Raw genomic sequence first — 22,286 nt, 5'->3', positions numbered from 1 at the left:
ACCCGGTACTGGCCGCGCTGGTCGTGGCGGCCCTCTTCATGGTGGCGCCGTTCGTCATCGTCGCGCTCAACGCGGTCAAGTCACCCACCGAGTACTCCGCCCACGGACCGCTGAGCCTGCCCGACGGGCTGTATCTCGACGGGTTGAAGGACTTCTGGGAACGGGTGGACTTCGGCCAGAAGCTGCTCAACTCGGTGCTGATCTCCGGCTCGGTGGCGGTGTTCGCGGTGGTGCTGTCGGTGCTCAACGCGTACGCGATCGGCATCGGCCGGATCAAGGGCCGCCCCTGGGTGCTGGCCTTCTTCGTACTGGCGAACATGCTGCCGCAGGAGGCGCTGGTCTACCCCATCTACTACCTGTTGAAGGAGGTGGGCCTGTACGACACCCGGCTCAGCGTCATCCTCGTCTTCACCGTCATCCAGTCCGCCTTCGGCACCTATCTGCTCTCCTCCGTCCTCGGCGCCTTTCCCAAGGAGGTCATCGAGGCGGCCAGGATCGACGGTGCGAACAAGTGGCAGGTGCTGTGGCGGGTCGTGGTGCCGGTCAGCCGGCCCACGATCGGGGTGCTGCTGGTCTTCTTCTTCATCTGGACCTGGAACGAGTTTCTGCTGCCCCTGGTCATGCTGATCTCCAACGACAACCAGACGGTGTCGGTGGCCCTCGGCGTCCTCCAGGGCCAGCGGCTGATGGATGCCACCATGACCAACGCGGCCGCCCTGCTCGGTGTTCTGCCCGCGTTCCTGTTCTTCCTGATCTTCCAGCGGACGCTGGCCCGCGGCATCGCCGTGGGCGCCGTCAAATGAACCCCGCCAAGGAGGGGGCTCCATGGTCAGGATCACGGATGTGGCCAGGCACGCCGGGGTCTCGCCCAGCACCGTCAGCTATGCGCTGAGCGGCAAGCGGCCGATCTCCGAGGCCACCCGGCGGCGGGTCCACACCAGCATCCGCGAACTCGGCTACCGCCCACACGCCGGAGCCCGCGCCCTGGCCAGCAGCCGCACCCGGGTCCTGGCGCTGGTGACCCCGCTGCGCGAGGGCGGCGACGTCACGGCCGCGATGCGGTTCGCCGCCCACGTCGTCACCGCCGCCCGGCGGCACGACCACGACGTTCTGCTGCTCACCCAGGAGGAGGGTGAGGAGGGGCTGCGCCGCGTCGCGGACAGCGCGATGGCGGACGGCATCATCATCGTGGCCGCCCGTCCGCACGACGCCCCCCTGCCGCTGCTGCGCGGGCTGGGGCGGCCCTGCGTCCTCGTCGGCTCCCTGAGCGGCGCCACGGGCCCGGCCGGGCCGGTCTGCGTCGGCCTCCCCGACCCCGGCAACCCCGGCGACGGCCGGCTCGGGGCCCTACTCGGCCCGCCCGAGCCCGGCGATCTCGCCGAGCGGTGCGTCGCCCTGCTCATGGCAAGGCCCATCCCCGCCCCCCGAGCCCCCCAACGCGACGAGGGCCCCGCGGTCAGCTGACCGCACATACGACTGGCCGCCGGCCCCTGTGTATGGCGCGCGTCACATAGGCGCGCTGTCACGGGGATCCGGTCGCCGCTGTCTCGGCGACCCGGCCGCCGCGCCCAGGCACTCCTCAAGATCGTCTACTACGACAACCCGCCCCTGCGGGTGCTCTTCGGCCAGGGCTTCCACCCGATGTTCCAGCAGGCATACGCCGACCGGCTCAAGACCTGGGCCGACTACGACACCGACACTGTCCTCGCCCCGGCCGGCGGGACTTCCGGGCCGCGTTCTCGTTCGGCCGCAACAAGGCGTTCCGGATACGGCTCGCGCCCGCGTGATCAGCCGGAACCGGAACTGTCCGCCGCCTCGCTCGCGGCACGGCGGTACTCGGCGTTGATGCGCTGAGCTTCCTCGAGCTGGTCCTCAAGGATGACGATGCGGCAGGCAGCCTCGATCGGGGTCCCCCTGTCGACGAGCTCGCGGGCGCGAGCGGCGATCCGCAGTTGGTAGCGGGAGTACCGGCGATGTCCTCCCTCCGAGCGGAGCGGGGTGATCAGACGAGCCTCACCGATGGCTCGGAGGAAGCCTGGGGTGGTGCCGAGCATCTCGGCTGCCCGGCCCATCGTGTACGCGGGGTAGTCGTCGTCGTCCAGACGATCACTAAGAGGGTTATCCGCTGTCATGTCACCTCGCTGTGCAACGCGTCGAGGGGCCCTGGTGCCGTACGGCACCAGGGCCCCGAAGGGAATTCAACACCATCTGTCGGCCCTACTGCTGTGCCGACCTTCTGTTTCCGCTACCTCGGCCCGGCAGAGGGGGAGGAAGCGGGGGATCGCAGCTGCGTGACCGGGGACCACCATCCATTCCGGGGTCTTGCGGTACCCGGGCCGAGTGCTTCTCGGACCGGGCGATCCTGATGGCGTCTGCTCCTCCGTTCCTCTCCGAACCAACCACTGTGCGAATCGGTACTGCTGTTGGCGGCTCCTCGACATGCGAGCCGCCCAGTGCGGCTCTCAGTCCCGTCACCGTTCTGGGAACAACCTTGGCTTCGAGGCTCGAGAGCCGCACTGACCTGCGAACTTCGTGTTCAGCCACCCGCCAGTTCGTGTCTGGCGGGTCTCATTCGACCGTGTCTACGAGATGAAGCGTAACCATGCCGGAAACGAATGTCTACTCTGCCAAGAGTAGATTTCACCTTTCCGGGGGAGGAAGAACTTTGCCACCTGCGGCAATGACTCGCGCAGGTCGTCGTGCGCGGCGATGCGGCGGCGGATCGGCCCTCACCGCTCGATCGGGAGCCGCCTTCTGTCGCCCGCGCAACCACTTCACGCCCCGCGGGGCGGTTCAGGGGCAGTCGGCTGAATAAGCTGTGCTGCCATGTCGAACACTGATGAGCTGCTCGTCGCCATCTCCGCCGCGGTGGAGTCCGAACGAAGCAATCAGATGTCGCTGACCGTCGTCGTCGGTGGTGCTGTCATCACCGGTCGGCTGGCTCCCGAGGCCGTGTGGAGGGAGCGGGTGGCGGAGGTCCTCGAGGACTCGGACCGTCTCGGCCCGTTCTCCGACGTCTTCGCCCGCGGCCCGCGAGAGAACCGGCCCGGTCGCGGCGAGGCTCCCACGCATCTGCACTTTCATCTCGCCCGGATCCTGCAGGGCAGCCTCGGGATCCCGGAGACGGGCGGCATGTACCGAGTCGCGATCAAGGACGTCAGCGCATGGACCGTGGGCGATCTCAGCTACTTCGACCGGTGAGGCGCCGTCTTTGCCCCGTTGCCCGGCCAGGAGTTCCCGAGCGGACGACGACACAGCGGTGGGGCCCTGCCGACGCGCGTCGGCAGGGCCCCACCAAGATCCTGAAGGCGGTTTCCCGCCCGTCCTCATACGCCCACGGAACCGGTGCCGCCGAACAGTGCCGACGCGGTCCCGAGCGGAGTGCCCACGCCCACGGGCGCGGCCTCGGGGCGGTCGTGGCAGGTGAAGCCGAGGCGCGCCAAGGCCCGGGTGACTTCGCCGACGGTGAAGTCACGGCGGTCCTGTCGCGTGATGACCTGGCCCACCTGCATGACGGGGTAGCGGCGGCGGCCGATGGTCACGGACTCACCTGTGACGAGCTCGGGCCTGACGCCCTTCATCGAGGCCAGCACCCCGGCCTTGGTCAGGTCGAACGGATACCGGGCGATGACACAGCGCATGATGCCTCACAGGAGAGAAGTCGCGGAGAAAAGGAGAACGGGCTGTCCGACGGGCGGGGCGGATCGGTGGAAGAGGGCGAGGGCAGCGATCCGCCGAGGACGTCCCGCAGACGGATCCGGTCCGTGTACGTGGAACTGTCGCGGAGAACGGTGAGCCGGACCAGGGTGATCAAGCCCGTGCTCTGGTCGTCCCTGTCGCACACGGTCAGGTACTCGACACGGGCACCCGCCATGACGGCCAGAGCCACCTCGACGGTCATGTCGTCACAAACCCGAGGCCCGTACGCTTCGATGTCGTCGACCACGGTCACGGGGGCGGGGTCCGGCATGCGGTACTGCGTCTGAGTCGGCGTCAAGGGTGCCTCCTGCGGTAAGGGTTGGTCGGCTTGGCGGCCATTGCGGCCCCAGGGAGACCACGGTGGTTCCAGGGAGACCACGGTGGCCCCGGGGACCGCGCCGGGCCTAGGCAGCCGAGTCGTTGCCGGGCCTCCGCTGTGCCCTGCGGCGCACCCCCACGCCGACTGGTCGGCCGCCCTTGCCGGTGCGGCCCCGGCGGTCTCCGGAGGGTGAAGACGCGCGGCGGGGGCGTTCCACGACCGGCACGGCGATGACCACCGGGACGCCGGAGGGCGCCTGGGCACCTGTGATGCGGCTCAGCTCCGCCTCGCCCGAGCGGACCGGGGTGATGTGCGGGGTAATTCCGGCCGAAGCCATCAGCCGACTCATGGCTCGGCGCTGGCTGGGGGTCACGAGGGTGACGACGCTGCCGGACTCGCCGGCGCGGGCCGTACGACCGCCACGGTGCAGGTAATCCTTGTGGTCGCTGGGCGGATCCACGTTGACGACCAGGTCGAGGCTGTCGACGTGGATGCCACGGGCCGCGACGTTGGTGGCCACCAGGACCGTGACGTGACCGTCCTTGAACTGCGCCAGGGTCCGGGTGCGCTGCGGCTGCGACCTGCCACCGTGCAGGGCCGCGGCGCGGACACCGCTGTTCAGCAGGTGCTTGGCCAGCCGGTCCACGGCGTGCTTGGTGTCCAGGAACATGATGACCCGGCCGTCCCGGGCCGCGATTTCAGTGGTCGTGCGGTGCTTGTCCGCGTCGTGCACGTGGAGTACGTGGTGCTCCATCGTGGTGACGGCACCGGCCGACGGGTCGACGGAGTGGACCACCGGGTCGGTCAGGTAGCGGCGGACCAGCAGGTCGACGTTGCGGTCCAGGGTGGCCGAGAAGAGCATCCGCTGCCCCTCGGGGCGCACCTGGTCGAGCAGGGCGGTGACCTGGGGCATGAAGCCCATGTCGGTCATCTGGTCGGCCTCGTCGAGAACCGTGATGCCAACGTCGACGAGGCGGCAGTCGCCCCGGTCGATGAGGTCCTTGAGCCGACCAGGCGTCGCGACGACCACCTCCGCGCCGGCGCGCAGCGCCCCGGCCTGCCTGCCGATGGACATTCCGCCGACGACGGTGGCGAGCCGCAGTCTCACGGAGCGGGCGTAGGGAGCGAGCGCGTCGGTGACCTGCTGGGCCAGTTCACGGGTGGGGACGAGGACCAGCGCCAGTGGCCGGCGCGGCTCGGCGCGCCGACCCGCCGTACGGGCCAGTACCGCGAGGCCGAAGGCGAGGGTCTTGCCCGACCCGGTGCGGCCGCGACCGAGTACGTCACGGCCGGTCAGGGAGTTCGGCAGGGTCGCCGCCTGGATCGGGAACGGTACGGTCAGGCCTTCCTGGCCGAGCGTGGTCAGCAACGGCGCCGGCATGACGAGATCGGCGAACGACTCGACAGCGGGCAACGCGGGCCTGACCGCCTTCGGCAGCGCGAACTCGCCCTGCGCGGCCTGTCGGCTTCCGTAACCGTTGGAACGGCGCGGAACGCCGGAGCGGCCTGCGGCAGCGCTTCCTCCGAAGCGGTCATATGTGCGAGTGGTGCGGGTGCGGTTCATACGGGACCTTCCTCGACGTGGGCACGTATCAAGGAATTTCCGCAGCAAACCGAGCGGCGCAGAGAATCGCGAGAACGAGCCGGAAATGGCAGGGTTGAATCACCCTCAAAATAAAGCCAGTTGGGGCCCGCACCCCAAGGTGCGGGCCCCAACGGCGAAGTATGCGTCAGTGCCGGTGCGTCAGGCGGGAACGATGTTCTCGGCCGTCGGGCCCTTCTGGCCCTGCGCGATGTCGAACGACACCTTCTGGCCTTCCCGCAGCTCGCGGAAGCCCTGGGCGGCGATGTTCGAGTAGTGGGCGAAGACGTCGGCGCCGCCGCCGTCCTGCTCGATGAAGCCGAAGCCCTTTTCCGCGTTGAACCACTTCACAGTGCCAGTAGCCATTTGATTTCTCCTTCGGAGGCGGTATCAGGAATACGCACTGTGCGGATTCCGTGTCGCCGTGATGATCAGCCGTCGAAAAAATCTTCTGGCAACCACACCTGCAACTGATGCCGACAGTAGCACGTCACCATCGACCCTGCGCGGTGAACAATTCCACGCCGCCTGCCGCCTCAGGAATATTTCTCGCGCGCCGTGTCCATTTCTTACCCCGCGACCACAGATATTGTTTTCCGGGGTGCGGTGTTGCCCTCGAGCGTTTCCGCTCACAGCGCTGTGACCTCCTTCGACGGCTTGCACGCGGCCGCTGTCGTCATCGGCGGACGAGATCCCGACGAACGCGCCGAGACGGGCGCTGATGCGCACTCACCAACACCCGGAGTCACGGTCAGTGGCCGGGGGCGGCGGCGATCACGAGGCGACAAGGGCCCTTCGGTCGGCTGACAGCCCTCGCCATTTGCCCGGCCACCCCGCGGTCGGCCATATCATCACCCGCACTGCTCCAATCGGAGCAATCCGGGCGACTGGGGACGTGTCGCCCGGCCGACCGTGCCCATCGCGGGAAAGCTACCGGCGCAGCATGTCCACTGGTGTGGGAGACGGCGAGGAGCATCGTGGTGCAGCAGTCCGACCGTGCCCCGGCGGTACGGCATCGTTCGTCCCTGGCCGCGCTGGTGGTGTTCGGAGCCGTCCTGCTCGGTGCTGTGGGCTGGCACTTTGCCGCGGTGATCCTGGCCACCGTGCCCCCGAACCACGTCAGCCACCGCTACGCACCGCTGGTCAGCAGTTACGTCGATCCCGAGCTGGACCAGAACTGGAAGCTTTTCGCACCCGATCCGCCCCAGGAGACCATCCGGGTCCAGGCCCGCGTACGGACGACCGGAGGCGAGGGCCCTGCCCGAACGGGACGGTGGCTGGACCTCAGCGCCTCCGACCTGGCGGCGATGAGGGGCACGCTGCCGAGCCACGCGTACGAGGACGTCCTTCCGATGGCATGGTCCTTCTACCAGGTGTGGCACACCCCGCACGAAAAGCCCTTGGGCTCGGAAGGCCGGCTGTCGACCACGCATCTCAAACGGGCGGTGCTGCAACGCCTGATGGGGCGGTACAAGGGAGAGCAGATCACCGGCCTACAGGTCCGGTGCCGGACCGACCAGGTGCCACCGCCGCCGTGGGACAGGGGGCCGGTCACGGCTCGCCGCCCCGACTACCGGGTACTTCCCTGGTGGCCGGTGCGGGACCGGGACCACGAGCGGTTGTGAGCCGCCAGGGAGCCACGCGACCGGCCCCGTACCGCCGTCCGGGCGAACGCACCGCCCCCTCAGGTGTCGATCCCCCGCCTGGCCGCCTGCCAAGTGGAGGCTACGACGGCAGAACTCCCCCTTTCCCGACAAGAGGCTGTCCAATGAAGAAGTACTTCCGTGTGCTGGGTGCACTCGTCGTAGCCGTAGGAGCGCTGGCGTACGGAGGCGTCGCCAGTCACGCCGAGACATACCGGTGGCCCTTCTCCGGAGCGGGCACCGTCTTCTCCCCCTTCCCCACCCACGACCCCACCAGCGGTGTCGGCTCACGTTGCGCCAACGTCAACTCCGACGAGGGGCTCCAGCGCAACGACTGCGACAGCCGCAGCAGCGTTCCCTCGCCCGTAGGAGGCAAGCCCGGGCCCGTCCCGGTGCCGAAGCCGGTCTGAAGCAGCGAGCAGAGATTTCAGGGAGCAGGGTGAAGCAGCAGGACAACCGCGCCCCGGTGGCGTGGTCCCGTTCCTCGATGGCCGTGCTCGTCGCCTTCGGCACCGCGCTGATCGGCGCCGCCGCGTGGCACCTGGCAGCGGTCTCGCTGAGCGTCGCGCCGCCGAACTCGCTCAGCAGGCACTATCCGCAGTGGATCGCCGACCACATCCACCCGGAGCTGGAGCAGAACTGGAAGTTGTTCGCCCCGGAACCACCGCAGACGAACACAGAGATCGAGGCCCGGGTGAGGACGGTGAACGGCACAGGTGCCCGACACACGGGCGGCTGGACCGACCTCACGGCCCCCGACGTCGCCGCCCTCCGGAGCAATCTGCTGCCCAGCCGCGCGGACCAGGACCTTCTCCTCTACGCCTGGGACTACTACACGCTCTGGCACGACCGGCTGACCGGGCACCCCCGGCAGGCCCGGCTGATGGCCGCGAACCTGAAGCGCACCGCTCTGCAACGCCTCGTGCCTCGGCAGCGCGGGCGGCAGATCACCGGCTTGCAGCTGCGGCTCCGGTTCGACCCCGTGCCACCGCCGCACTGGGCTTCCCCGACCACCACCACCAACCGACCCGCGACCAAGGTGCTGCCCTGGTGGCGGGTACAGAGCAAGGATTATCAAGGGCTCTGACGTGCACTCCGAGACCACTGACAGGGCTTCGGCCCTCCCCGCACCCTCCGGCCCGGCCCGGGTCCCCGGCCCCACCGCCCCCGCGGCCCTGCCCGGGAATGCCGCCGCCCCGCCCGACACGGGTCTCCCCGGTCGGCTGGCGGCACTCGTCGCCTGGGCCGCCCGGGTCCACGTGCCCCATCAGGCCGCGGTGCTGCGGATCGGGCTCGCCTTCGTCGTCGCCGCCGGGCTGCTCCGGGAGTGGCCCCACCGCCGGGTGCTGTTCGGTGACCGCAGCCCCTGGTCGTGGGACATGGCCGGCTCGGTGCTCGCCGAGAACCACGCCTTCTCCGTGCTGATCTGGTGGGACGGGCGGTGGTGGTTCGAACTGGTCTACCACGCCACGATCATCGTGGCCGTGCTGCTCATGCTCGGCTGGCACACCCGCGGAACATCCGTGCTGTTCATGGTCGGCGTCCTCTCCATTCATGCCCGCAACCCCTTCGTCATGGACGGCGGCGACAACGCCGTCCACCTCCTGGCGATCTACCTGGTGTTCGTCCGCTGCGGGGCGGTCTGGTCACTCGACGCGCGCCGCAATCGGCGATACGGACCTCAGGCCCGCTGCCGGCGGGCAGGCGTGGCGATGTGGCAGCTGCTCGGACTGCTGCTGCTCTGGGTGTACGGAACCCGGGCGGAAGCCTGGTCCGTGTTCTTCTGGACGCTCTGGGGCGCCCAGGGGCTGTGGTACGCGGCGAACCGCTGGTTCCCCTGGCACCGGACCCGCGCCCTGCTGAACGGCGCCACCGCCATGCTGCACAACTGCGCCATGCTGGTGGTGGCCGGCCAGATCTGCCTGATCTACCTGACGTCGAGCTGGTACAAGATCCAGGGTTCCCGCTGGCAGGACGGCACCGCCGTCTACTACGCACTGCACCTGGACTACTACCGTCCATGGCCGTGGCTCAGCGACCTGCTCTCGTCCAACATGCTGGTGGTCTTCCTGCTCACCTACGGCACGGTGCTGGTGCAGGCATCCTTCCCCTTCACCCTGCTCAACCGCAGAGCCAAGAACATCATGCTGGTGCTCCTGACGCTGGAGCACGCGGGGATCGGAATCCTCATCGGTATCCCCTTCATGTCGCTGACCATCATCGTCTGCGACGCCGTCTTCCTGCCCACCTCTTTCCTGGCCCGCGTCGGCGACGGCTGCGCCCGTGCCGCACACAAGCTGCGCGGATCCCTCACCAGGGCTGCCAGGCGGCCGACGAGGCGGAAACCGGTGGCGGCTGACTGACGCTGCTGCGGTGCGCTACCCGGCGGCCGTCTCAGGCCGCACAGGGCGCACCATCACCGTCAGGACCGGCGCCTCCGGCGAAGACCGCGCAGTGCCCACCACCGCGTATCCCCACGACGCGTACAGGGCCTGCACCTTCCCGTCCTGGTTCAGCGGGTTCACCATCAAGGACACCTGTTTCTCGGGCCACCCGGCCTAAAGCGCGTCGTGCAGCCTGCGGGCGAACCCCTGTCTGCGCCACTGCCGGCGAACCATCATCTCTTGACCGCGACCGTAGAAGCCCTTGTGACGGTCGGCTCGGGCTCCGGGCGGGTGCGGTGCCACCAGCGGTCATCCGCTCCGGCCCGAACGTCTCCGGGGCGTGGTGGGGCAGGTGAAGCTTGTGCGCCCAGCACTCCTTGTAAAGGCCCACCAGGTCATCCCACACGGACTCGACGTCGCCGATGCGGACGAGGCTCACGCTGCTCTTTCCACTGCTGCTCCCACGAGTCGTAAAGGGGGCCGGGAGCGACCCGGCGACGGGACCGTCCAGCCCCAGCCCGCGGCGAGGACGGTCACGATCGCGCGCCGCGCGGTGACGATCCCGTCGTGCGCCATGGTGTAGACGCGCGTCGTTCATCTTCGGCCGCTCGTCCCGGTCCGGCTGGTTGTCGGCCATCAGCGGCCCTCCTCTCCCCCGACCAGCACGTAGAGCTGGAGCAGGCTGTACAGGCTCCGCTTCACCGCGCCCAGGTGGTAGGCCAGTTCTTCCGGCGCGGCGTCGGCCAGGTCGAGGGCTTCGGCTCCGGCGGACGGGACGGGCCTGATCCAGCCGTCGGCGGTCACCGGATCACCACCATCCCGTGCGGCGCACGCACCAACTCCACCCGCGGGCGATCCTCGCTCCGCTGTTCGTCGGCCACGACGTAGGACCGCACCATGTCGGCACCGTGGCCGTCCGGTGGGCCGGAGACTGGGCGGAACGCCGCGGCGGAGGCGATCACGCACTCCGCCGCCGACGGCGGTGACAACAGCCGTAGCAGTGCGGTAGCGGCCTGGGATGGCAGATTCGAGGGGCCGTCGTCATATGGGCACGCTGCTACCCCCTGAGCGTGGCGTGGGCGGCGGTGCGTGTCAGCTCGGGGCGGCTGAGGACGTCGGTGCTGTCGATGAACTGGTCGATGGTCCCGATCACCGGGAGGGCGCGGACGGTGGGGTCGGTGATGCGGGCGGTCAGGGCGGCGGTGAAGCGTTCGGCGTGCAGGACCTGGAAGGGGCGGCCGTGGTAGGGCCGTGTGGCCGGGTCGACCGGGTCGGTGAGGGCGAGTTGGTTGTGCAGGGCGGCGAGGGCTTCGTAGGCGTAGGCCAGGTGCTGTTCGCGGGTGTGCCAGTCGGTGGCGGCGAGGGCGGCGGTGAGGTGCGGGGTGAGGGCGGCCGCTTGGGGGGTGCGGGCGAACGCGCTGCCGAGCCATTTGCTGTAGGGCGGGTAGCGGCGGTCCATCAGCAGGCAGAGCCGCATCAGGTCGCGCACCAGCCGTGCGGCAACGACAGCGGAGCCGAGTTCGTCGCGCACTTCGCCGCAGCGGCCGACGAAGGCTTCTTCCTGGGAGAGGCGCTGCCACTGGCAGGCGAGCAGGTAGAGCCAGAGATCGTGGGGATACCAGCCGAGGTTGGCGCGGGCCGGGGCGAGCTGTCCGAGCCCGTCGTGGAAGACGGCACCAGCGGTGACCTCGGCGAGGCGCTGGGTGGGTGTGGCCAGCCAGTCCGCCAGGGTGACGTCCTTGCGCGGGTCGAAGCCCAGGTGCGCGGTGAACCAGGTGGCCGGGTCGGTGATGTCGACGCGGTGGTGGATGGGCCCGTCGGTCACCTGCATGACCCCGATGCCCACCTCGCCTGTGGAGGCGAAGTGGGTCGGGTAGCCGCAGAAGGTCTTCGGCAGGCGCTCGGCGAGCAGTGCGCTGAGCCGCTCGCCGTGGCGAGTGGCGTCCTGCGGGGGCAGGAAGATCTGTAGGCGGGGACCCCACTCGTGGTCCGCGGAGCGGGCGGTGTCGAATCCGAGGACTTCCGAGCCGCTGCCGAGACGGGCGGCGGAGTGCGCCACCCCCGGGGCCGCCTCGTCCAGCACGGGACGTACGGCTTCCAGGTAGAAGCGGCGGGAGAGCTCCAGGCCGGGAATGAAGACGGGCGTGCTCATGCCGGGGAGGGTGCCGGATCGACACGTGTTGGTCCAAGGGTTTTCCCGCCTGGCGGGTCAGCGGTTCAGCCAGGTCATCAGGTCACGGTTGGCAGCGCGTGCGGCCGGTTCCTCGGCCCGTTCCGCCAGCTGACCAAAACCACGGCCGGCCGCCGACACCCGCCTATGGCGCGCGTCACACAGGTGCGCTGTCACAGGGATCGGATCGCCGGTGTCTCAGGGGCAATCACGTACCTGGTGCAGCAGCCACCAACGACAGAACGGAACGACATCGTGAGCAAGATCTGGTTCGTCACCGGTTCCTCGCGCGGCCTGGGCCGCTGCTTCGTCGAGGCCGCCCTGTCCCGCGGCGACAAGGTGGCCGCGACCGCCCGGACCACCGCAAGCCTCGACGACCTGGTCTCCACGTACGGCGCCGCGGTGCTCCCGCTCCCGATGGACGTGACCGACAAGGCCGCCGTCTTCGAGAGCGTGAAGCGGGCCAAGGAGCACTTCGGCCGTCTCGACGTCATCGTCAACAACGCCGGCTACGCCCAGATCGGCGCGATCGAGGAGCTGACCGAGCAGGATCTGCGCGACCAGCTGGAGACCAACCTGTTCGGCGCGGTGTGGGTCGTCCAGGCCGCGCTGCCCCACCTGCGCGAGCAGGACTCGGGGCACATCATCCAGCTGTCCTCGGCGGCCGGGCTCATCGCCATGCCGCTCGGCGGCGCGTACCACGTCTCCAAGTGGGCCGTCGAAGCCCTGAACGAAACCCTCGCCCAGGAGGTCGCCGGCTTCGGCATCAAGGTGACCGTCATCGAGCCCGCCGGCTTCGCCACCAGGGACGGCAAGAACCCCGATCCCCTCGCCAACGGCCACATGTCCGAGCCCAGCCCGGTCTACGACAGCCTCCGCCGGCGCCTTGCCGGCGTCATGGGCAAGCAGCCCTCCGGCGACCCGGCCGCCGCAGCCCAGGCACTCCTCAAGATCGTCGACTCCGACAACCCGCCCCTGCGCGTGCTCTTCGGCCAGGGCTTCTACCAGATGCTCCGGCAGGCCTACGCCGACCGGCTCAAGACCTGGGCCGACTGGCAGGACCTCTCCGCCGAGGCACACGGCAACCTCGCCCAGGCAGATCGGTGACTCCGGCCGAGCATCCGGGGGTGTCACCAGGTCGCGGTCGTCATGTCACGGCCAGGTGGCTGCGGTGGTGCCGTGGGGTCTCGGCCTCGTCGAGCAGGACGAGGGCGAAGTCCGCGTAGGAGATGCGCGCCGCGAGGTCACCGTGTTCGTGGATCTCATAACGGCCGGTGCGCTCCCCCTCATGGTCGAAGTCGCCGACCGGGCTGACATACACCCAGTCCAGCGCGGCGCCTTCGGCCCGAAGCGCCTCGAGCCCGTCGGCGTGGGCCAGGCAGAAGGGCCGGAACTCGGCGGGGAAGCCGGGCATGTCCAGCAGGCGGGTCCCGTCGGGGCCGGGCAGCAGCGTTGCGATCCCAACCGCGACGAGCCTGTCCACCCCGGCCTGCCGCAGGCCCTTGATGAGGGCATGGGCGGCGCTGGTGAAGAATGCCCCCGGGTCTGTTGTCGCCGCCGCGTTGATCGCGGCGTCATGCCCGGCCGCGAGGGCGGCGACATCCGCCGCGTCGGTGACATCCCCGGCGGCGATCCGTACGCCGCCGTCCGCCAAGCCGCCGTAGCGGGACGGGTCGCGGACCACCGCGGTGACCTGGTGTCCACGCCGACGCGCTTCAGCGACAGCCTGCCGGCCGGCCCGGCCACCGGCTCCGAAAATCACGAACCTGCCCATCGTCGGAATACCTCCCGTTGAGTCGATGCTCCGGAAGGTATCCGCAAGGGCAGTTACCTCCTGGATACCGAGACCGGATGCCGAGGCCGGATACCGAGGCCGGCCAACGGCCCCAGCCGACAGGCAGGAGAGAGAGCATGACACGCCGCCAGCCGCTGCCTCCGGACATGTTCGACGAACTGTGTCCGTCCTCGCTGTTGCCATTCCGCTTCGGCGACAAGTGGGGGGCCCTGGTCATTCGCTGCCTGGAAGACGGTCCCCGCCGATTCTCCGAGCTGCGTGTACCACTGCACCGCGTCACTCCGAAGGTGCTCACACAGTCACTGCGTGGCCTGGAGCGGAACGGGCTCATCACACGCACGGTGCACGCCGACCCGAGACTCGGGGTGGAGTACGCGCTGACCCAGCTGGGTCGCAGCATGTTGGAGCCGCTGTATTTCGCATGCGCGTGGGCAGCGGAGCACTGGGACGAGTTGCTTGACGCACGGGACAGGTCCTAGCCGCCCGAGCCCGAACGCGACGAGGGCCCCGCGGTCTGCTGACCGCGGGGCCCTCGTCGTACATGGGATGAGTGGAGATGGCGGGAATCGAACCCGCGTCCAACGGTGTGGAACCAGGACTTCTCCGAGCGCAGTCCGCTGTGATTTTCTCGGCCCCGGAGATCACGCGGACAAGTCTCCGACGGGCTCAGTCACTGTTTGATTTCCCACCAGGCCCCGTGACCGGGTCTAGTGGTTTAGTCCCCTAGCTGATGCCAGGATCCGGGTCGGGAACAGCCCCGGGCTGACACTTCGCAAGTCGCTACTTAGGCAGCGAGGGCGAAGGAATCGCGCTTGGTGTTGGCGATTATTGGTTTCGGCATATGGTTTACGAGATCATTGCCGCTTCCTCGGCTCGCTTCCCCTGCTTCGACAGCCGCTGTCGAAACCGATCATCCCCATGTGGTGTTATCAAGGTGGTGCCGCACCCCTCTGCGGGGGCGCAGCCCTTATCGTACGTGAACAACGCACGGTAGTGCCAGCGTATTCCCGCCGGTCAGGCCCGTCCGGACAGACCCGTCCGGCCAGACCCGCCCCGTCAGGCCCGCTGCCGTCGCCGCGCCGCGGAGATCGCCCGGTCGGACTCGCGGCGGTCCTGCTTCTCGCGCAGGGTCTGCCGCTTGTCGTACTCCTTCTTGCCCTTGGCGAGGGCGACCTCGACCTTGGCCCGGCCGTCCTTGAAGTACAGCGCCAGCGGGACCAGGGTGTGGCCGGTCTCCTGGGTCTTGGCGACCAGCTTGTCGATCTCCGCGCGGTGGAGCAGCAGCTTGCGCTTGCGGCGGGCCGCGTGGTTGGTCCACGTGCCCTGGCTGTACTCCGGAATGTGCACGTTGTGCAGCCACGCCTCGCCGCCGTCGAGCTGTGCGAAGCCGTCCACCAGCGAGGCCCGACCCTGCCGCAGCGACTTGACCTCGGTGCCGGTCAGCACCAGACCGGCCTCGTAGGTGTCGAGGATGTGGTAGTCGTGCCGCGCCTTCTTGTTCTGCGCGATCAGCTTGCGCCCCGTCTCTTTTGCCATAGCGCTGTCATTCTCGCACTATGACCCGCCCCCGAGGCCACTCAATACTGTCCGCGCGCGCGTTTCGGCGCTCTTCTCGTCGTCGCCGCGTACGGACAGGTCGGGGGTGATCCCCTTGCCGTCGACGCCGCGCCCGGTGGGGGTGCGGTAGTGGCCGACGGTGAGCTCGGCGACCGAGCCGTCGGGGAGCTCGCTGGGCATCTGGACGGAGCCCTTGCCGAAGGTGCGGGAGCCGACGACCACGGCCCGGCGGCGGTCCTGGAGGGCGCCGGTGAGCATTTCGGCGGCGCTCATGGTGCCGCCGTCGACGAGGACGACGAGGGGGGAGTCGGTGTCGCCGCCGCGCCGGGCCTCGAGCACCCGCTGCTCCCCCCGTACGTCGTACGTGGCGACCAGCCCGCCGTCGAGGAAGGTGGAGGCGGTGGTGACGGCCTCGGAGACCAGGCCGCCGGAGTTGCCGCGCAGGTCGAGCAGGATGCCCTGGCCTTCGGGGATGGCCCGCACCGCGCGGCGCACCTGGTCGCCCGAGCCCCGGGTGAAGGCCTCGATCTTGATCCGGACGGCGGCGGGGTGCTGATCGGTGAGGCGGTCGACGGTGACCGGCTCGGTGGCCAGCCGCGCCCGCCGCAGGGTCTGCCGCCAGCTGTGGTCGCCGCGCTGCAGGCCGACCTCGACCCGGCTGCCCACGGCCTCGCCCGCGCCGCCGCGCAGCCAGGACACCACCTGGGTGACGGGGCGGCCGGTCGTCGTCCGGCCGTCGACGGTGCGCAGCCGGTCACCGGCGCGGATGCCGGCCTTCGCGGCGGGGCTGCCGGGCTGGACGCGGTCCACCGCGATCCGGCCGCCGGTGCTCAGGCGGGCGGAGATCCCCACGCCCACGTACTCGCCGTCGAGATTGCGGCGGAAGCCCTCGTACTCGCGGGCGCTGTAGACCGCGCCCCATCGGTCGCCGCTGCGGCTGACCACTTCCCGGGCGGCCTTGGAGCCGGACTTGCCGTCCTCCTCGGCCTGTGCGGCGGCCGCTTTGACCTCGTCGCTCTCGACGGTGCTCGATACCGAACGGGACGCTATCCGGGCGTCGGCCGGGTCCCGGCCGTCCTCGGCCTCGGCGCCCCAGGAGCCGACGGCGGCTCCCGTGGCCAGCAAGCTCACGAAGACCACTGTCAGGGTGGCCCCACGGCGAATGCGGCGGGGCGGGACGAACAAACACGGGCCCGACATGCCGGTGAGTGTAGGGCAACACAGGGCGCCGTACCGGAGGTTGTGAGGTACGGCGCCCTGGACGAATGTCACACCTTGAGGTACTTGCGGAGCGCGAAGAACGCCGCGAAGGCGGGCATCAGCAGCCCGATCGCCAGCACCAGCGGCAGCTTGGCCAGCACCGCGTCCCAGCCGATGAAGTTGATCACGTCGATCCGGTTCACCAGCCAGTTGTTGACCAGGAAGTACTGTCCGCTCACCAGCAGCACACAGGCGAAGCCCGCGCCGAGCAGACCCGCGATGGCGGCCTCCATGATGAACGGCATCTGGATATAGAAGCTGGACGCGCCGACCAGCCGCATGATCCCGGTCTCCCGGCGGCGGGAGAACGCCGACACCCGCACCGTGTTGACGATCAGCATCAGCGCGACGATCAGCATGAGCGACATCACCCCCAGCGCCGCGTAGTTCATGCCGTTGAGGAGGTTGAAGAGGTCATCGACCAGCTTCTGCTGGTCCTGGACCTCCTGCACCCCGGGGCGGCCGGCGAAGGCTGTCGTGATCACCTTGTACTTCTCGGGGTCCTTGAGCTTGATCCGGAAGGACTCCTGCATCTGGTCCGGGGTCAGCGAGTTGGCCAGCGGCGAGTCGCCGAACTGCTCCTTGTAGTGCTTGTACGCCTGCTCCGAGGTCTCGAACTGGACGCTCTCCACGATGCTCATCTGCTTGAGCTCGGAGCGGATCTCGTTCCTCTGCGCGTCGGTGACGGCGCCCTTGGAGCAGTTGGGCGAGGTCTCCTTGTCCTGCTTGTTGCACAGGAAGACGGAGACGTTGACCTTGTCGTACCAGTAACCCTTCATCGTGCTCACCTGCTCGCGCATGAGCAGGGACCCGCCGAACAGGGCGAGCGAAAGGGCGACGGAGACGATCACCGCGAAGGTCATGGTCAGATTGCGGCGGAGACCGACGCCGATCTCCGACAGGACGAACTGGGCGCGCATGGCGTCCTTTCAGTGCTGGTAGCCGTAAACGCCGCGGGACTGGTCGCGCACGAGACGGCCCTTTTCAAGTTCGATCACGCGCTTGCGCATCTGGTCGACGATCTGCTGGTCGTGAGTGGCCATCACGACCGTGGTCCCGGTCCGGTTGATCCGGTCCAGCAGCTTCATAATGCCGACGGAGGTCTGCGGATCCAGGTTTCCGGTCGGTTCGTCGGCGATCAGCAGCAGCGGCCGGTTGACGAACGCGCGGGCGATGGCGACCCGCTGCTGCTCACCGCCGGAGAGCTCACCGGGCATACGGTCTTCTTTTCCGCCCAGTCCCACCAGGTCGAGCACTTCGGGGACGGTCTTGCGGATGGCGCCGCGCGGCTTGCCGATCACCTCCAGCGCGAAGGCCACGTTCTCCCCCACCGTCTTGTTGGGGAGCAGCCGGAAGTCCTGGAAAACCGTGCCCAGCTGGCGGCGCATCTGCGGCACCTTCCAGTTGGACAGCCGCGCCAGGTCCTTGCCCAGCACATGGACCGCGCCATGGCTGGCCCGCTCCTCGCGCAGCAACAGACGGAGAAAGGTGGATTTGCCCGACCCCGAGGAGCCCACCAAAAAGACGAACTCCCCCTTCTCGATCTCGAGCGAAACATCCCGAAGTGCGGGACGGTTCTGCTTGGGGTAGGTCTTGGATACGTTGTCGAATCGGATCACTGAAGCACCACGGTCGACCTGGGTAGGGGTACGGGTGGCCGCGAGGGCTCCCGTCGGTGTGCGTGACCATACGCGAACCGCACGCGACCTCGCAGTCGCCGTTCGGGGTTGGTGCGCTTATTCACGGCACTATTGGGGGCAAACGGTTGACAACCTGCCCCGCCGGGCTGTCCGAAACAGCCACGGAACCGGTACGGATGCGGTACGGAATCGTGCGGGGCGCGCCGAACCGGGCGGAAGCTGGCACAGTGGAAGGGGAACCAACACATTTCCCAGAGCGTTGGCCCCGTGTCTACTGCGGCATCGCCGCGCGGGAGGAGAAGAGCGCATGACGTATGACAGGCTTGTCTGCGCCAACTGCGCGAGCCCCGTCAGCGAGGGCCGGTGCCCGGTCTGCCGGGCCAGCAGGGAGCGTCTGCAGCAGGCCGGCGGCTTCGGCGGACTGACGCCGACCGCCCTGATAGCGCTGCTGGTGGCGCTGATCGCGGTGGCGCTGCTCGCTCACCAGGTCGCCACGGTGTAACGGACCGTAGCGGGCCGTAGCGGGCTATAGCGCTATGTTGATGTGTTTCATTTCTCACAAGCACAGCACAAGCACAAGCACGCACGAGGGGCCCGGAGTGACGCCGCACTCCGGGCCCCTACGCGTCGCTGCACCGCACCCGGTCCGGCCGGGTGCGTGATCAGGCCGCGGTGTTGCGGTTGACCAGACGCGGCATGAGGCGGAAGCCAATGCCGCCCGCGATCATCGTCGCGGCGCCGACCAGCAGGAAGGTCGTCTCGGAGGCACCGGTCTCGGCCAGCTCCTCCTTCTTGGCCAGCGCCTCCTTGGGCTTGCTCTGCTCGACCGGCTTGCTGCCGGCGCTGTCGGTGTCGGTGTTGTCCTGGCACTCGGTGCCGTCGAGCTCCACCGTGCAGGTGTTGGAGTCGTCGCTGCCGCCGCCACCGCCGGTGCCGGGCGACTTGGTCGGCTCGGCGGTCGGCTTGCCGGTGGGCTTGCCCGTCGGCTCGCCGGTCGGCGGCTGCGTCGGGTCGCCCGTCGGCGGGTTGGTCGTCGGCGGGTTGGTGGTCGGGTCGTCCGTCGGCGGGTTCGTCGTCGGCGGGTTGGTGGTCGGCGGGTCCGTCGGCTCGTCCGTCGGGGTCGGCTCGCCCGTCGGGATCGTCGTCGGGTCGTCGGTCGGGTCGTCGACACCGACGCCGACGTCCACGCCCTTGTCGTCAGCCTTGACCGAGGCCTCCACGCCGCCGATGCCGACGTCGATACCCACAGCCGATGCGGCACCCGCCGCCGTCAGCGAGGCGCCGGCGGCGATCACGGCGCTCGCCGCGATCCGCGCGACGCGCAGCCGCGTCTTCTTCGTCATCTGCCTGCTACCCCCAGTAGCTGTACTCGTCAATGGAGCAGCTATGCACAAGGCAACGGTCTGCGGGGGGTTCTGATCCGCGGGACCGGCCACACAAGGCGGTCCGCGAGCCCCCGTTCACACGCGCCCCAGTCATACGCATGCCGCGCGTCAGCTTTCCCACTTTTCATATGACCGTCAAGGTCATTGCGTACGACATGTCCGCTATGGAGGTGGTTGGCGGATGCATGGGTACAGGACTGTGACCAACTGGCCGTCACGTCATGGGCGGGCGGCGTGGGCGGGCGGCCGTCGGGCCGCAGGCAGGGCCTTGTCTTACTTCTGCTGCTCCTGCTGCTTGCGCCAGCGGATCCCCGCCTCCAAGAAGCCGTCCAACTCGCCGTCGAGCACCGACTGCGGGTTGCCGACCTCGAACTCCGTCCGCAGGTCCTTGACCATCTGGTACGGGTGCAGGACGTACGAACGCATCTGGTTGCCCCAGGAATTGCCGCCGTCGCCCTTGAGCGCGTCCATCTTGGCCTGCTCCTCCTGGCGGCGCCGCTCGAGCAGCTTGGCCTGGAGGACGTTCATCGCGGTCGCCTTGTTCTGGATCTGCGAGCGCTCGTTCTGGCAGGAGACCACGATGCCGGTCGGGATGTGGGTCAAGCGCACCGCGGAGTCCGTGGTGTTGACGCCCTGGCCGCCGGGGCCCGAGGAGCGGTAGACGTCGACGCGCAGCTCGGACTCGTCGATCTCGATGTGGTCGGTCTGCTCGACGACCGGCAGCACCTCGACGCCCGCGAAGGACGTCTGGCGGCGGCCCTGGTTGTCGAACGGCGAGATACGCACCAGGCGGTGGGTGCCCTGCTCGACGGAGAGGGTGCCGTAGGCGTACGGGACCTGGACAGCGAAGGTGGTCGACTTGATGCCGGCCTCTTCTGCGTACGAGGTCTCGTAAACCTCGGTCTTGTAGCCATGGCGCTCGGCCCAGCGCAGATACATCCGCTGCAGCTGCTCGGCGAAGTCGGCGGCGTCCACTCCACCGGCCTCGGCCCGGATGTTGACGAGCGCCTCACGGGCGTCGTACTCGCCGGACAGGAGGGTGCGCACCTCCATCTCGTCGACCGCCTTGCGCACCGAGTCCAGCTCGGCGACCGCCTCGGCGCGGGCGTCGGCGTCGTCCTCGGCGTCGGCGAGCTCGAAGAGCACTTCGAGATCGTCGATGCGGCCGCGGAGCTCCTCCGCCTTGCGCAGCTGGCCCTGCAGATAGGACAGCCGACTGGTGATCTTCTGCGCGTTCTCCGGGTCGTCCCAGAGGGAGGGGGCCGCCGCCTGCTCCTCGAGCACGGCGATGTCGGCCCTCATCTTGTCGAGGTCCAGGACGGCCTCAATCGACCCCATGGTCGAGGAGAGGGACTTCAGCTCTTCGGATACATCGACGACTGCCACGGCACCAGCGTAACCGGCCGGACGGGCGACCGGGCGCACGGGCGGGCGCCCCCCCCCCCCGGCGGGGGGCGCCGGGGGCCGGGGGCCCCGCCGGGGCCCCGGCCGGCGGGGGGGGGGGCCCCCCCGGCGGGCCGCCGCGCCCGGCGGGGGGGGGGGCCGAGTGTTCGCCGCCCTTGGGGGGCTCGCCGTCGTCGTCACCGCCCGATGCGAGCCAGCCGCCGATCCCCACCGCGGCCAGCAGCGCGCCCGCGACCACCGCGAGCCTGACCCGGCGGCGGCGCACCGCCTCCGAGACCGGGCGGTTACGGGCCGAGCCCGCGCGGCGCTGACCGCTGACCCGGGGGGCGCGGGCGGTGCCGTGCGGGCCGCCGGCGAGCTCGTCCGCGCTGGGCACCCGCATGCTGGTGTGCGTCTCCCGGCTGGAGTCGGGCACCGCCCCGGGCACCAGCGGCACCGCGCCGCGGCGCCGCGGCGGCTCCTCGGCGGCCGGGGCGCGGTGCGGCGTCGGCGCCTCGTCGTACCGGCCCTCCGGCTCGGCCCCGGGCTCGTCGGGCTCGTCGATGTCCAGCGGCGGGTAGCCGGTCAGCGACGGCAGCAGCTCGCGCAGCCGGGCCGCCAGCTCGGAGGCGCGCAGCCGGGAGGCCGGCGCCTTGGCGAGGCACTGGAGCAGCAGCTGCCACAGCTCGTCGGGGATGCCGGGCAGCGGCGCGACGGTCTCCGTCACATGGCGGCGCAGGATCGCGCCGGGGTGGCCGCCGCCGAAGGGGGTGAAGCCCGCCAGGAGCTCGTACAGGACGGTGGCGAGGGCGTATACGTCCACGCTGGCCCGCGGCGGCAGCCCCTCGACGATCTCGGGGGCGAGGTAGTCCGGAGTGCCGATGACACTGCGCGGGTTCTGGACCCGGCCCTGGGCGGTGCCCTGCGGGCGCACCCGGCGCGGCGCGTCGACGAGCCGGGCCACACCGAAGTCGGTGAGCAGGGCCGGGTGGGAGCCGCCGGGGCCGAGCGGTCCCTGCATGTCCAGCAGGACGTTCTCCGGCTTGACGTCGCGGTGCACGATCCCGGCCGCATGGGCCGCGGCCAGGGCGTCGGCGATGTCCGCGGCGATGGCGACCGCCGCCTCGGGGGCCAGCCGCCGCTCGCGGTCGAGCCGGGTGCGCAGATCGGTGCCGCGCACCAGGTCCATGACCAGGGCCAAGTCGTTTCCGTCGACGACGAGGTCGCGTACGCCCACCACCCGGGGGTGGTCCAGGCTCAGCAGCGCGGTGCGCTCCTGTACGAAGCGGCCGACGAGCTCCTGGTCGGAGGAGAGCTCCTCGTGCAGGAGCTTGATGGCGACCGGGCCCTCGGGACCCTCGCCCAGCCACACCGTGCCGGCACTGCCGCGGCCCAGGACCTGGTTGGCGGTGTACCGGCTGCCGATCTTCCGTGACAAGACTGCTCCGACTCCTCCGACAGGGGCACGT

At 69.6% G+C, this 22,286-nt stretch carries 23 protein-coding genes, 1 other RNA gene and 2 pseudogenes; 10 read left to right on the top strand and 16 right to left on the bottom strand.

The window, feature by feature from the left end; translation table 11 throughout:
* Positions 1–38: 38 nt before the first annotated feature.
* Together ACH4U7_RS42195 and ACH4U7_RS42190 are read left to right on the top strand one after the other, a co-directional pair.
* Positions 39–803, top strand: a complete 765-nt coding sequence (locus ACH4U7_RS42195) for a carbohydrate ABC transporter permease (protein ID WP_398533243.1) — start codon at positions 39–41, stop codon at positions 801–803.
* Between the two features lie 22 nt (positions 804–825).
* Positions 826–1,365: pseudogene (locus ACH4U7_RS42190) on the top strand (LacI family DNA-binding transcriptional regulator); the annotation flags it as partial.
* Positions 1,366–1,787: 422 nt separating this feature from the next.
* On the opposite strand, the gene ACH4U7_RS42185 reads toward ACH4U7_RS42190, so the two are convergent.
* The gene (locus tag ACH4U7_RS42185; RefSeq protein ID WP_398533093.1) at positions 1,788–2,132 is read right to left on the bottom strand and encodes a MerR family transcriptional regulator; all 345 of its coding nucleotides are present in this window, start codon (positions 2,130–2,132) and stop codon (positions 1,788–1,790) included.
* A gap of 694 nt (positions 2,133–2,826) precedes the next feature.
* On the opposite strand from ACH4U7_RS42185, the gene ACH4U7_RS42180 reads away from it, so the two are divergent.
* On the top strand, positions 2,827–3,201 hold the full coding sequence (locus ACH4U7_RS42180) for a hypothetical protein (RefSeq protein ID WP_398533092.1): 375 nt from the start codon (positions 2,827–2,829) through the stop codon (positions 3,199–3,201).
* A gap of 125 nt (positions 3,202–3,326) precedes the next feature.
* Here the strand turns inward: ACH4U7_RS42180 and ACH4U7_RS42175 are convergent, their stop codons facing one another.
* The 3 genes from ACH4U7_RS42175 to ACH4U7_RS42165 form a co-directional block, all read right to left on the bottom strand.
* Entirely contained in the window at positions 3,327–3,641 is a 315-nt protein-coding gene (locus ACH4U7_RS42175; RefSeq protein ID WP_398533091.1) for an SCO5918 family protein, read from the bottom strand.
* Between the two features lie 462 nt (positions 3,642–4,103).
* Positions 4,104–5,582: a DEAD/DEAH box helicase gene (locus tag ACH4U7_RS42170; RefSeq protein ID WP_398533090.1), complete on the bottom strand. Its 1,479-nt coding sequence runs from the start codon at positions 5,580–5,582 to the stop codon at positions 4,104–4,106.
* 180 nt (positions 5,583–5,762) lie between these two features.
* Positions 5,763–5,966 (bottom strand): cold-shock protein, encoded by a 204-nt coding sequence (locus tag ACH4U7_RS42165; protein ID WP_398533089.1) that lies wholly within the window; start codon positions 5,964–5,966, stop codon positions 5,763–5,765.
* 611 nt (positions 5,967–6,577) lie between these two features.
* Between ACH4U7_RS42165 and ACH4U7_RS42160 the strand changes: the two genes are divergently transcribed.
* The 4 genes from ACH4U7_RS42160 (at position 6,578) to ACH4U7_RS42145 (ending at position 9,606) form a co-directional block, all read left to right on the top strand.
* Positions 6,578–7,225 carry a DUF5819 family protein gene (locus ACH4U7_RS42160; RefSeq protein ID WP_398533088.1) on the top strand — a complete coding sequence of 216 codons (648 nt, stop codon included), beginning with the start codon at positions 6,578–6,580 and terminating at the stop codon, positions 7,223–7,225.
* Positions 7,226–7,368: 143 nt separating this feature from the next.
* On the top strand, positions 7,369–7,653 hold the full coding sequence (locus ACH4U7_RS42155; RefSeq protein WP_398533087.1) for a hypothetical protein: 285 nt from the start codon (positions 7,369–7,371) through the stop codon (positions 7,651–7,653).
* Positions 7,654–7,682: 29 nt separating this feature from the next.
* Positions 7,683–8,330 carry a DUF5819 family protein gene (locus ACH4U7_RS42150; RefSeq protein WP_398533086.1) on the top strand — a complete coding sequence of 216 codons (648 nt, stop codon included), beginning with the start codon at positions 7,683–7,685 and terminating at the stop codon, positions 8,328–8,330.
* 1 nt (position 8,331) lies between these two features.
* Positions 8,332–9,606: an HTTM domain-containing protein gene (locus ACH4U7_RS42145; protein ID WP_398533085.1), complete on the top strand. Its 1,275-nt coding sequence runs from the start codon at positions 8,332–8,334 to the stop codon at positions 9,604–9,606.
* 15 nt (positions 9,607–9,621) lie between these two features.
* On the opposite strand, the gene ACH4U7_RS42140 is transcribed toward ACH4U7_RS42145, so the two are convergent.
* From ACH4U7_RS42140 to ACH4U7_RS42130, 3 genes are all read right to left on the bottom strand, one after another.
* A complete protein-coding gene (locus tag ACH4U7_RS42140) occupies positions 9,622–9,771 on the bottom strand; it encodes a hypothetical protein (protein ID WP_398533084.1) in 150 nt (49 codons plus the stop codon).
* A gap of 492 nt (positions 9,772–10,263) precedes the next feature.
* The gene (locus ACH4U7_RS42135; protein ID WP_398533083.1) at positions 10,264–10,431 is read right to left on the bottom strand and encodes a hypothetical protein; all 168 of its coding nucleotides are present in this window, start codon (positions 10,429–10,431) and stop codon (positions 10,264–10,266) included.
* Between the two features lie 253 nt (positions 10,432–10,684).
* The gene (locus tag ACH4U7_RS42130; RefSeq protein WP_398533082.1) at positions 10,685–11,779 is read right to left on the bottom strand and encodes a DUF4037 domain-containing protein; all 1,095 of its coding nucleotides are present in this window, start codon (positions 11,777–11,779) and stop codon (positions 10,685–10,687) included.
* A gap of 273 nt (positions 11,780–12,052) precedes the next feature.
* Here ACH4U7_RS42130 and ACH4U7_RS42125 point away from each other — a divergent pair, with 273 nt between their 5' ends.
* Positions 12,053–12,904: an SDR family NAD(P)-dependent oxidoreductase gene (locus tag ACH4U7_RS42125; protein WP_398533081.1), complete on the top strand. Its 852-nt coding sequence runs from the start codon at positions 12,053–12,055 to the stop codon at positions 12,902–12,904.
* 40 nt (positions 12,905–12,944) lie between these two features.
* Here ACH4U7_RS42125 and ACH4U7_RS42120 read toward each other — a convergent pair whose 3' ends face one another.
* Positions 12,945–13,571: an NAD(P)-dependent oxidoreductase gene (locus ACH4U7_RS42120; protein ID WP_398533080.1), complete on the bottom strand. Its 627-nt coding sequence runs from the start codon at positions 13,569–13,571 to the stop codon at positions 12,945–12,947.
* Positions 13,572–13,708: 137 nt separating this feature from the next.
* Here ACH4U7_RS42120 and ACH4U7_RS42115 point away from each other — a divergent pair, with 137 nt between their 5' ends.
* The gene (locus tag ACH4U7_RS42115; RefSeq protein ID WP_398533079.1) at positions 13,709–14,071 is read left to right on the top strand and encodes a winged helix-turn-helix transcriptional regulator; all 363 of its coding nucleotides are present in this window, start codon (positions 13,709–13,711) and stop codon (positions 14,069–14,071) included.
* A gap of 69 nt (positions 14,072–14,140) precedes the next feature.
* On the opposite strand, the gene ssrA is transcribed toward ACH4U7_RS42115, so the two are convergent.
* The 5 genes from ssrA to ftsE form a co-directional block, all read right to left on the bottom strand.
* Positions 14,141–14,510, bottom strand: a transfer-messenger RNA (tmRNA) gene (gene ssrA / locus ACH4U7_RS42110).
* Between the two features lie 138 nt (positions 14,511–14,648).
* On the bottom strand, positions 14,649–15,128 hold the full coding sequence (gene smpB / locus ACH4U7_RS42105; protein ID WP_398533078.1) for an SsrA-binding protein SmpB: 480 nt from the start codon (positions 15,126–15,128) through the stop codon (positions 14,649–14,651).
* Positions 15,129–15,146: 18 nt separating this feature from the next.
* Positions 15,147–16,349 (bottom strand): S41 family peptidase, encoded by a 1,203-nt coding sequence (locus ACH4U7_RS42100; protein ID WP_398533077.1) that lies wholly within the window; start codon positions 16,347–16,349, stop codon positions 15,147–15,149.
* Positions 16,350–16,417: 68 nt separating this feature from the next.
* Positions 16,418–17,329 carry a permease-like cell division protein FtsX gene (gene ftsX, locus ACH4U7_RS42095; RefSeq protein WP_398533076.1) on the bottom strand — a complete coding sequence of 304 codons (912 nt, stop codon included), beginning with the start codon at positions 17,327–17,329 and terminating at the stop codon, positions 16,418–16,420.
* A gap of 9 nt (positions 17,330–17,338) precedes the next feature.
* Positions 17,339–18,028 carry a cell division ATP-binding protein FtsE gene (gene ftsE / locus ACH4U7_RS42090; RefSeq protein WP_014179099.1) on the bottom strand — a complete coding sequence of 230 codons (690 nt, stop codon included), beginning with the start codon at positions 18,026–18,028 and terminating at the stop codon, positions 17,339–17,341.
* A 328-nt stretch (positions 18,029–18,356) separates the two neighbouring features.
* Between ftsE and ACH4U7_RS42085 the strand changes: the two genes are divergently transcribed.
* Complete coding sequence (locus ACH4U7_RS42085) at positions 18,357–18,551, top strand: hypothetical protein (RefSeq protein ID WP_014179098.1); 195 nt, start codon at positions 18,357–18,359, stop codon at positions 18,549–18,551.
* Positions 18,552–18,711: 160 nt separating this feature from the next.
* Here ACH4U7_RS42085 and ACH4U7_RS42080 read toward each other — a convergent pair whose 3' ends face one another.
* The 3 genes and pseudogenes from ACH4U7_RS42080 to ACH4U7_RS42070 form a co-directional block, all read right to left on the bottom strand.
* Positions 18,712–19,392 carry a hypothetical protein gene (locus tag ACH4U7_RS42080; RefSeq protein WP_398533075.1) on the bottom strand — a complete coding sequence of 227 codons (681 nt, stop codon included), beginning with the start codon at positions 19,390–19,392 and terminating at the stop codon, positions 18,712–18,714.
* Between the two features lie 315 nt (positions 19,393–19,707).
* A complete protein-coding gene (gene prfB, locus ACH4U7_RS42075) occupies positions 19,708–20,820 on the bottom strand; it encodes a peptide chain release factor 2 (protein WP_398533074.1) in 1,113 nt (370 codons plus the stop codon).
* A gap of 151 nt (positions 20,821–20,971) precedes the next feature.
* Positions 20,972–22,255: pseudogene (locus ACH4U7_RS42070) on the bottom strand (serine/threonine-protein kinase); the annotation flags it as partial.
* Positions 22,256–22,286 lie beyond the last annotated feature (31 nt).

The organism is Streptomyces sp. NPDC020845, assembly GCF_044334165.1.
GTDB lineage: Bacteria > Actinomycetota > Actinomycetes > Streptomycetales > Streptomycetaceae > Streptomyces.
This window is presented reverse-complemented; position numbering and strand designations above follow the sequence as displayed.

Excerpts from the sequence above, each read along its gene's own strand:
- ACH4U7_RS42195 (WP_398533243.1), top strand. The coding sequence starts at position 39 with ATGGTGGCGCCGTTCGTCATCGTCGCGCTCAACGCGGTCAAGTCACCC.
- ACH4U7_RS42080 (WP_398533075.1), bottom strand. The coding sequence starts at position 19,392 with ATGACGAAGAAGACGCGGCTGCGCGTCGCGCGGATCGCGGCGAGCGCC.
- ftsX (WP_398533076.1), bottom strand. The coding sequence starts at position 17,329 with ATGCGCGCCCAGTTCGTCCTGTCGGAGATCGGCGTCGGTCTCCGCCGC.
- ACH4U7_RS42170 (WP_398533090.1), bottom strand. The coding sequence starts at position 5,582 with ATGAACCGCACCCGCACCACTCGCACATATGACCGCTTCGGAGGAAGC.
- ACH4U7_RS42115 (WP_398533079.1), top strand. The coding sequence starts at position 13,709 with ATGACACGCCGCCAGCCGCTGCCTCCGGACATGTTCGACGAACTGTGT.
- ACH4U7_RS42185 (WP_398533093.1), bottom strand. The coding sequence starts at position 2,132 with ATGACAGCGGATAACCCTCTTAGTGATCGTCTGGACGACGACGACTAC.
- ACH4U7_RS42180 (WP_398533092.1), top strand. The coding sequence starts at position 2,827 with ATGTCGAACACTGATGAGCTGCTCGTCGCCATCTCCGCCGCGGTGGAG.
- ACH4U7_RS42140 (WP_398533084.1), bottom strand. The coding sequence starts at position 9,771 with ATGGTGAACCCGCTGAACCAGGACGGGAAGGTGCAGGCCCTGTACGCG.
- ACH4U7_RS42130 (WP_398533082.1), bottom strand. The coding sequence starts at position 11,779 with ATGAGCACGCCCGTCTTCATTCCCGGCCTGGAGCTCTCCCGCCGCTTC.
- ACH4U7_RS42120 (WP_398533080.1), bottom strand. The coding sequence starts at position 13,571 with ATGGGCAGGTTCGTGATTTTCGGAGCCGGTGGCCGGGCCGGCCGGCAG.
- ACH4U7_RS42165 (WP_398533089.1), bottom strand. The coding sequence starts at position 5,966 with ATGGCTACTGGCACTGTGAAGTGGTTCAACGCGGAAAAGGGCTTCGGC.
- smpB (WP_398533078.1), bottom strand. The coding sequence starts at position 15,128 with ATGGCAAAAGAGACGGGGCGCAAGCTGATCGCGCAGAACAAGAAGGCG.
- ACH4U7_RS42100 (WP_398533077.1), bottom strand. The coding sequence starts at position 16,349 with ATGTCGGGCCCGTGTTTGTTCGTCCCGCCCCGCCGCATTCGCCGTGGG.
- ACH4U7_RS42155 (WP_398533087.1), top strand. The coding sequence starts at position 7,369 with ATGAAGAAGTACTTCCGTGTGCTGGGTGCACTCGTCGTAGCCGTAGGA.
- ACH4U7_RS42175 (WP_398533091.1), bottom strand. The coding sequence starts at position 3,641 with ATGCGCTGTGTCATCGCCCGGTATCCGTTCGACCTGACCAAGGCCGGG.
- ACH4U7_RS42085 (WP_014179098.1), top strand. The coding sequence starts at position 18,357 with ATGACGTATGACAGGCTTGTCTGCGCCAACTGCGCGAGCCCCGTCAGC.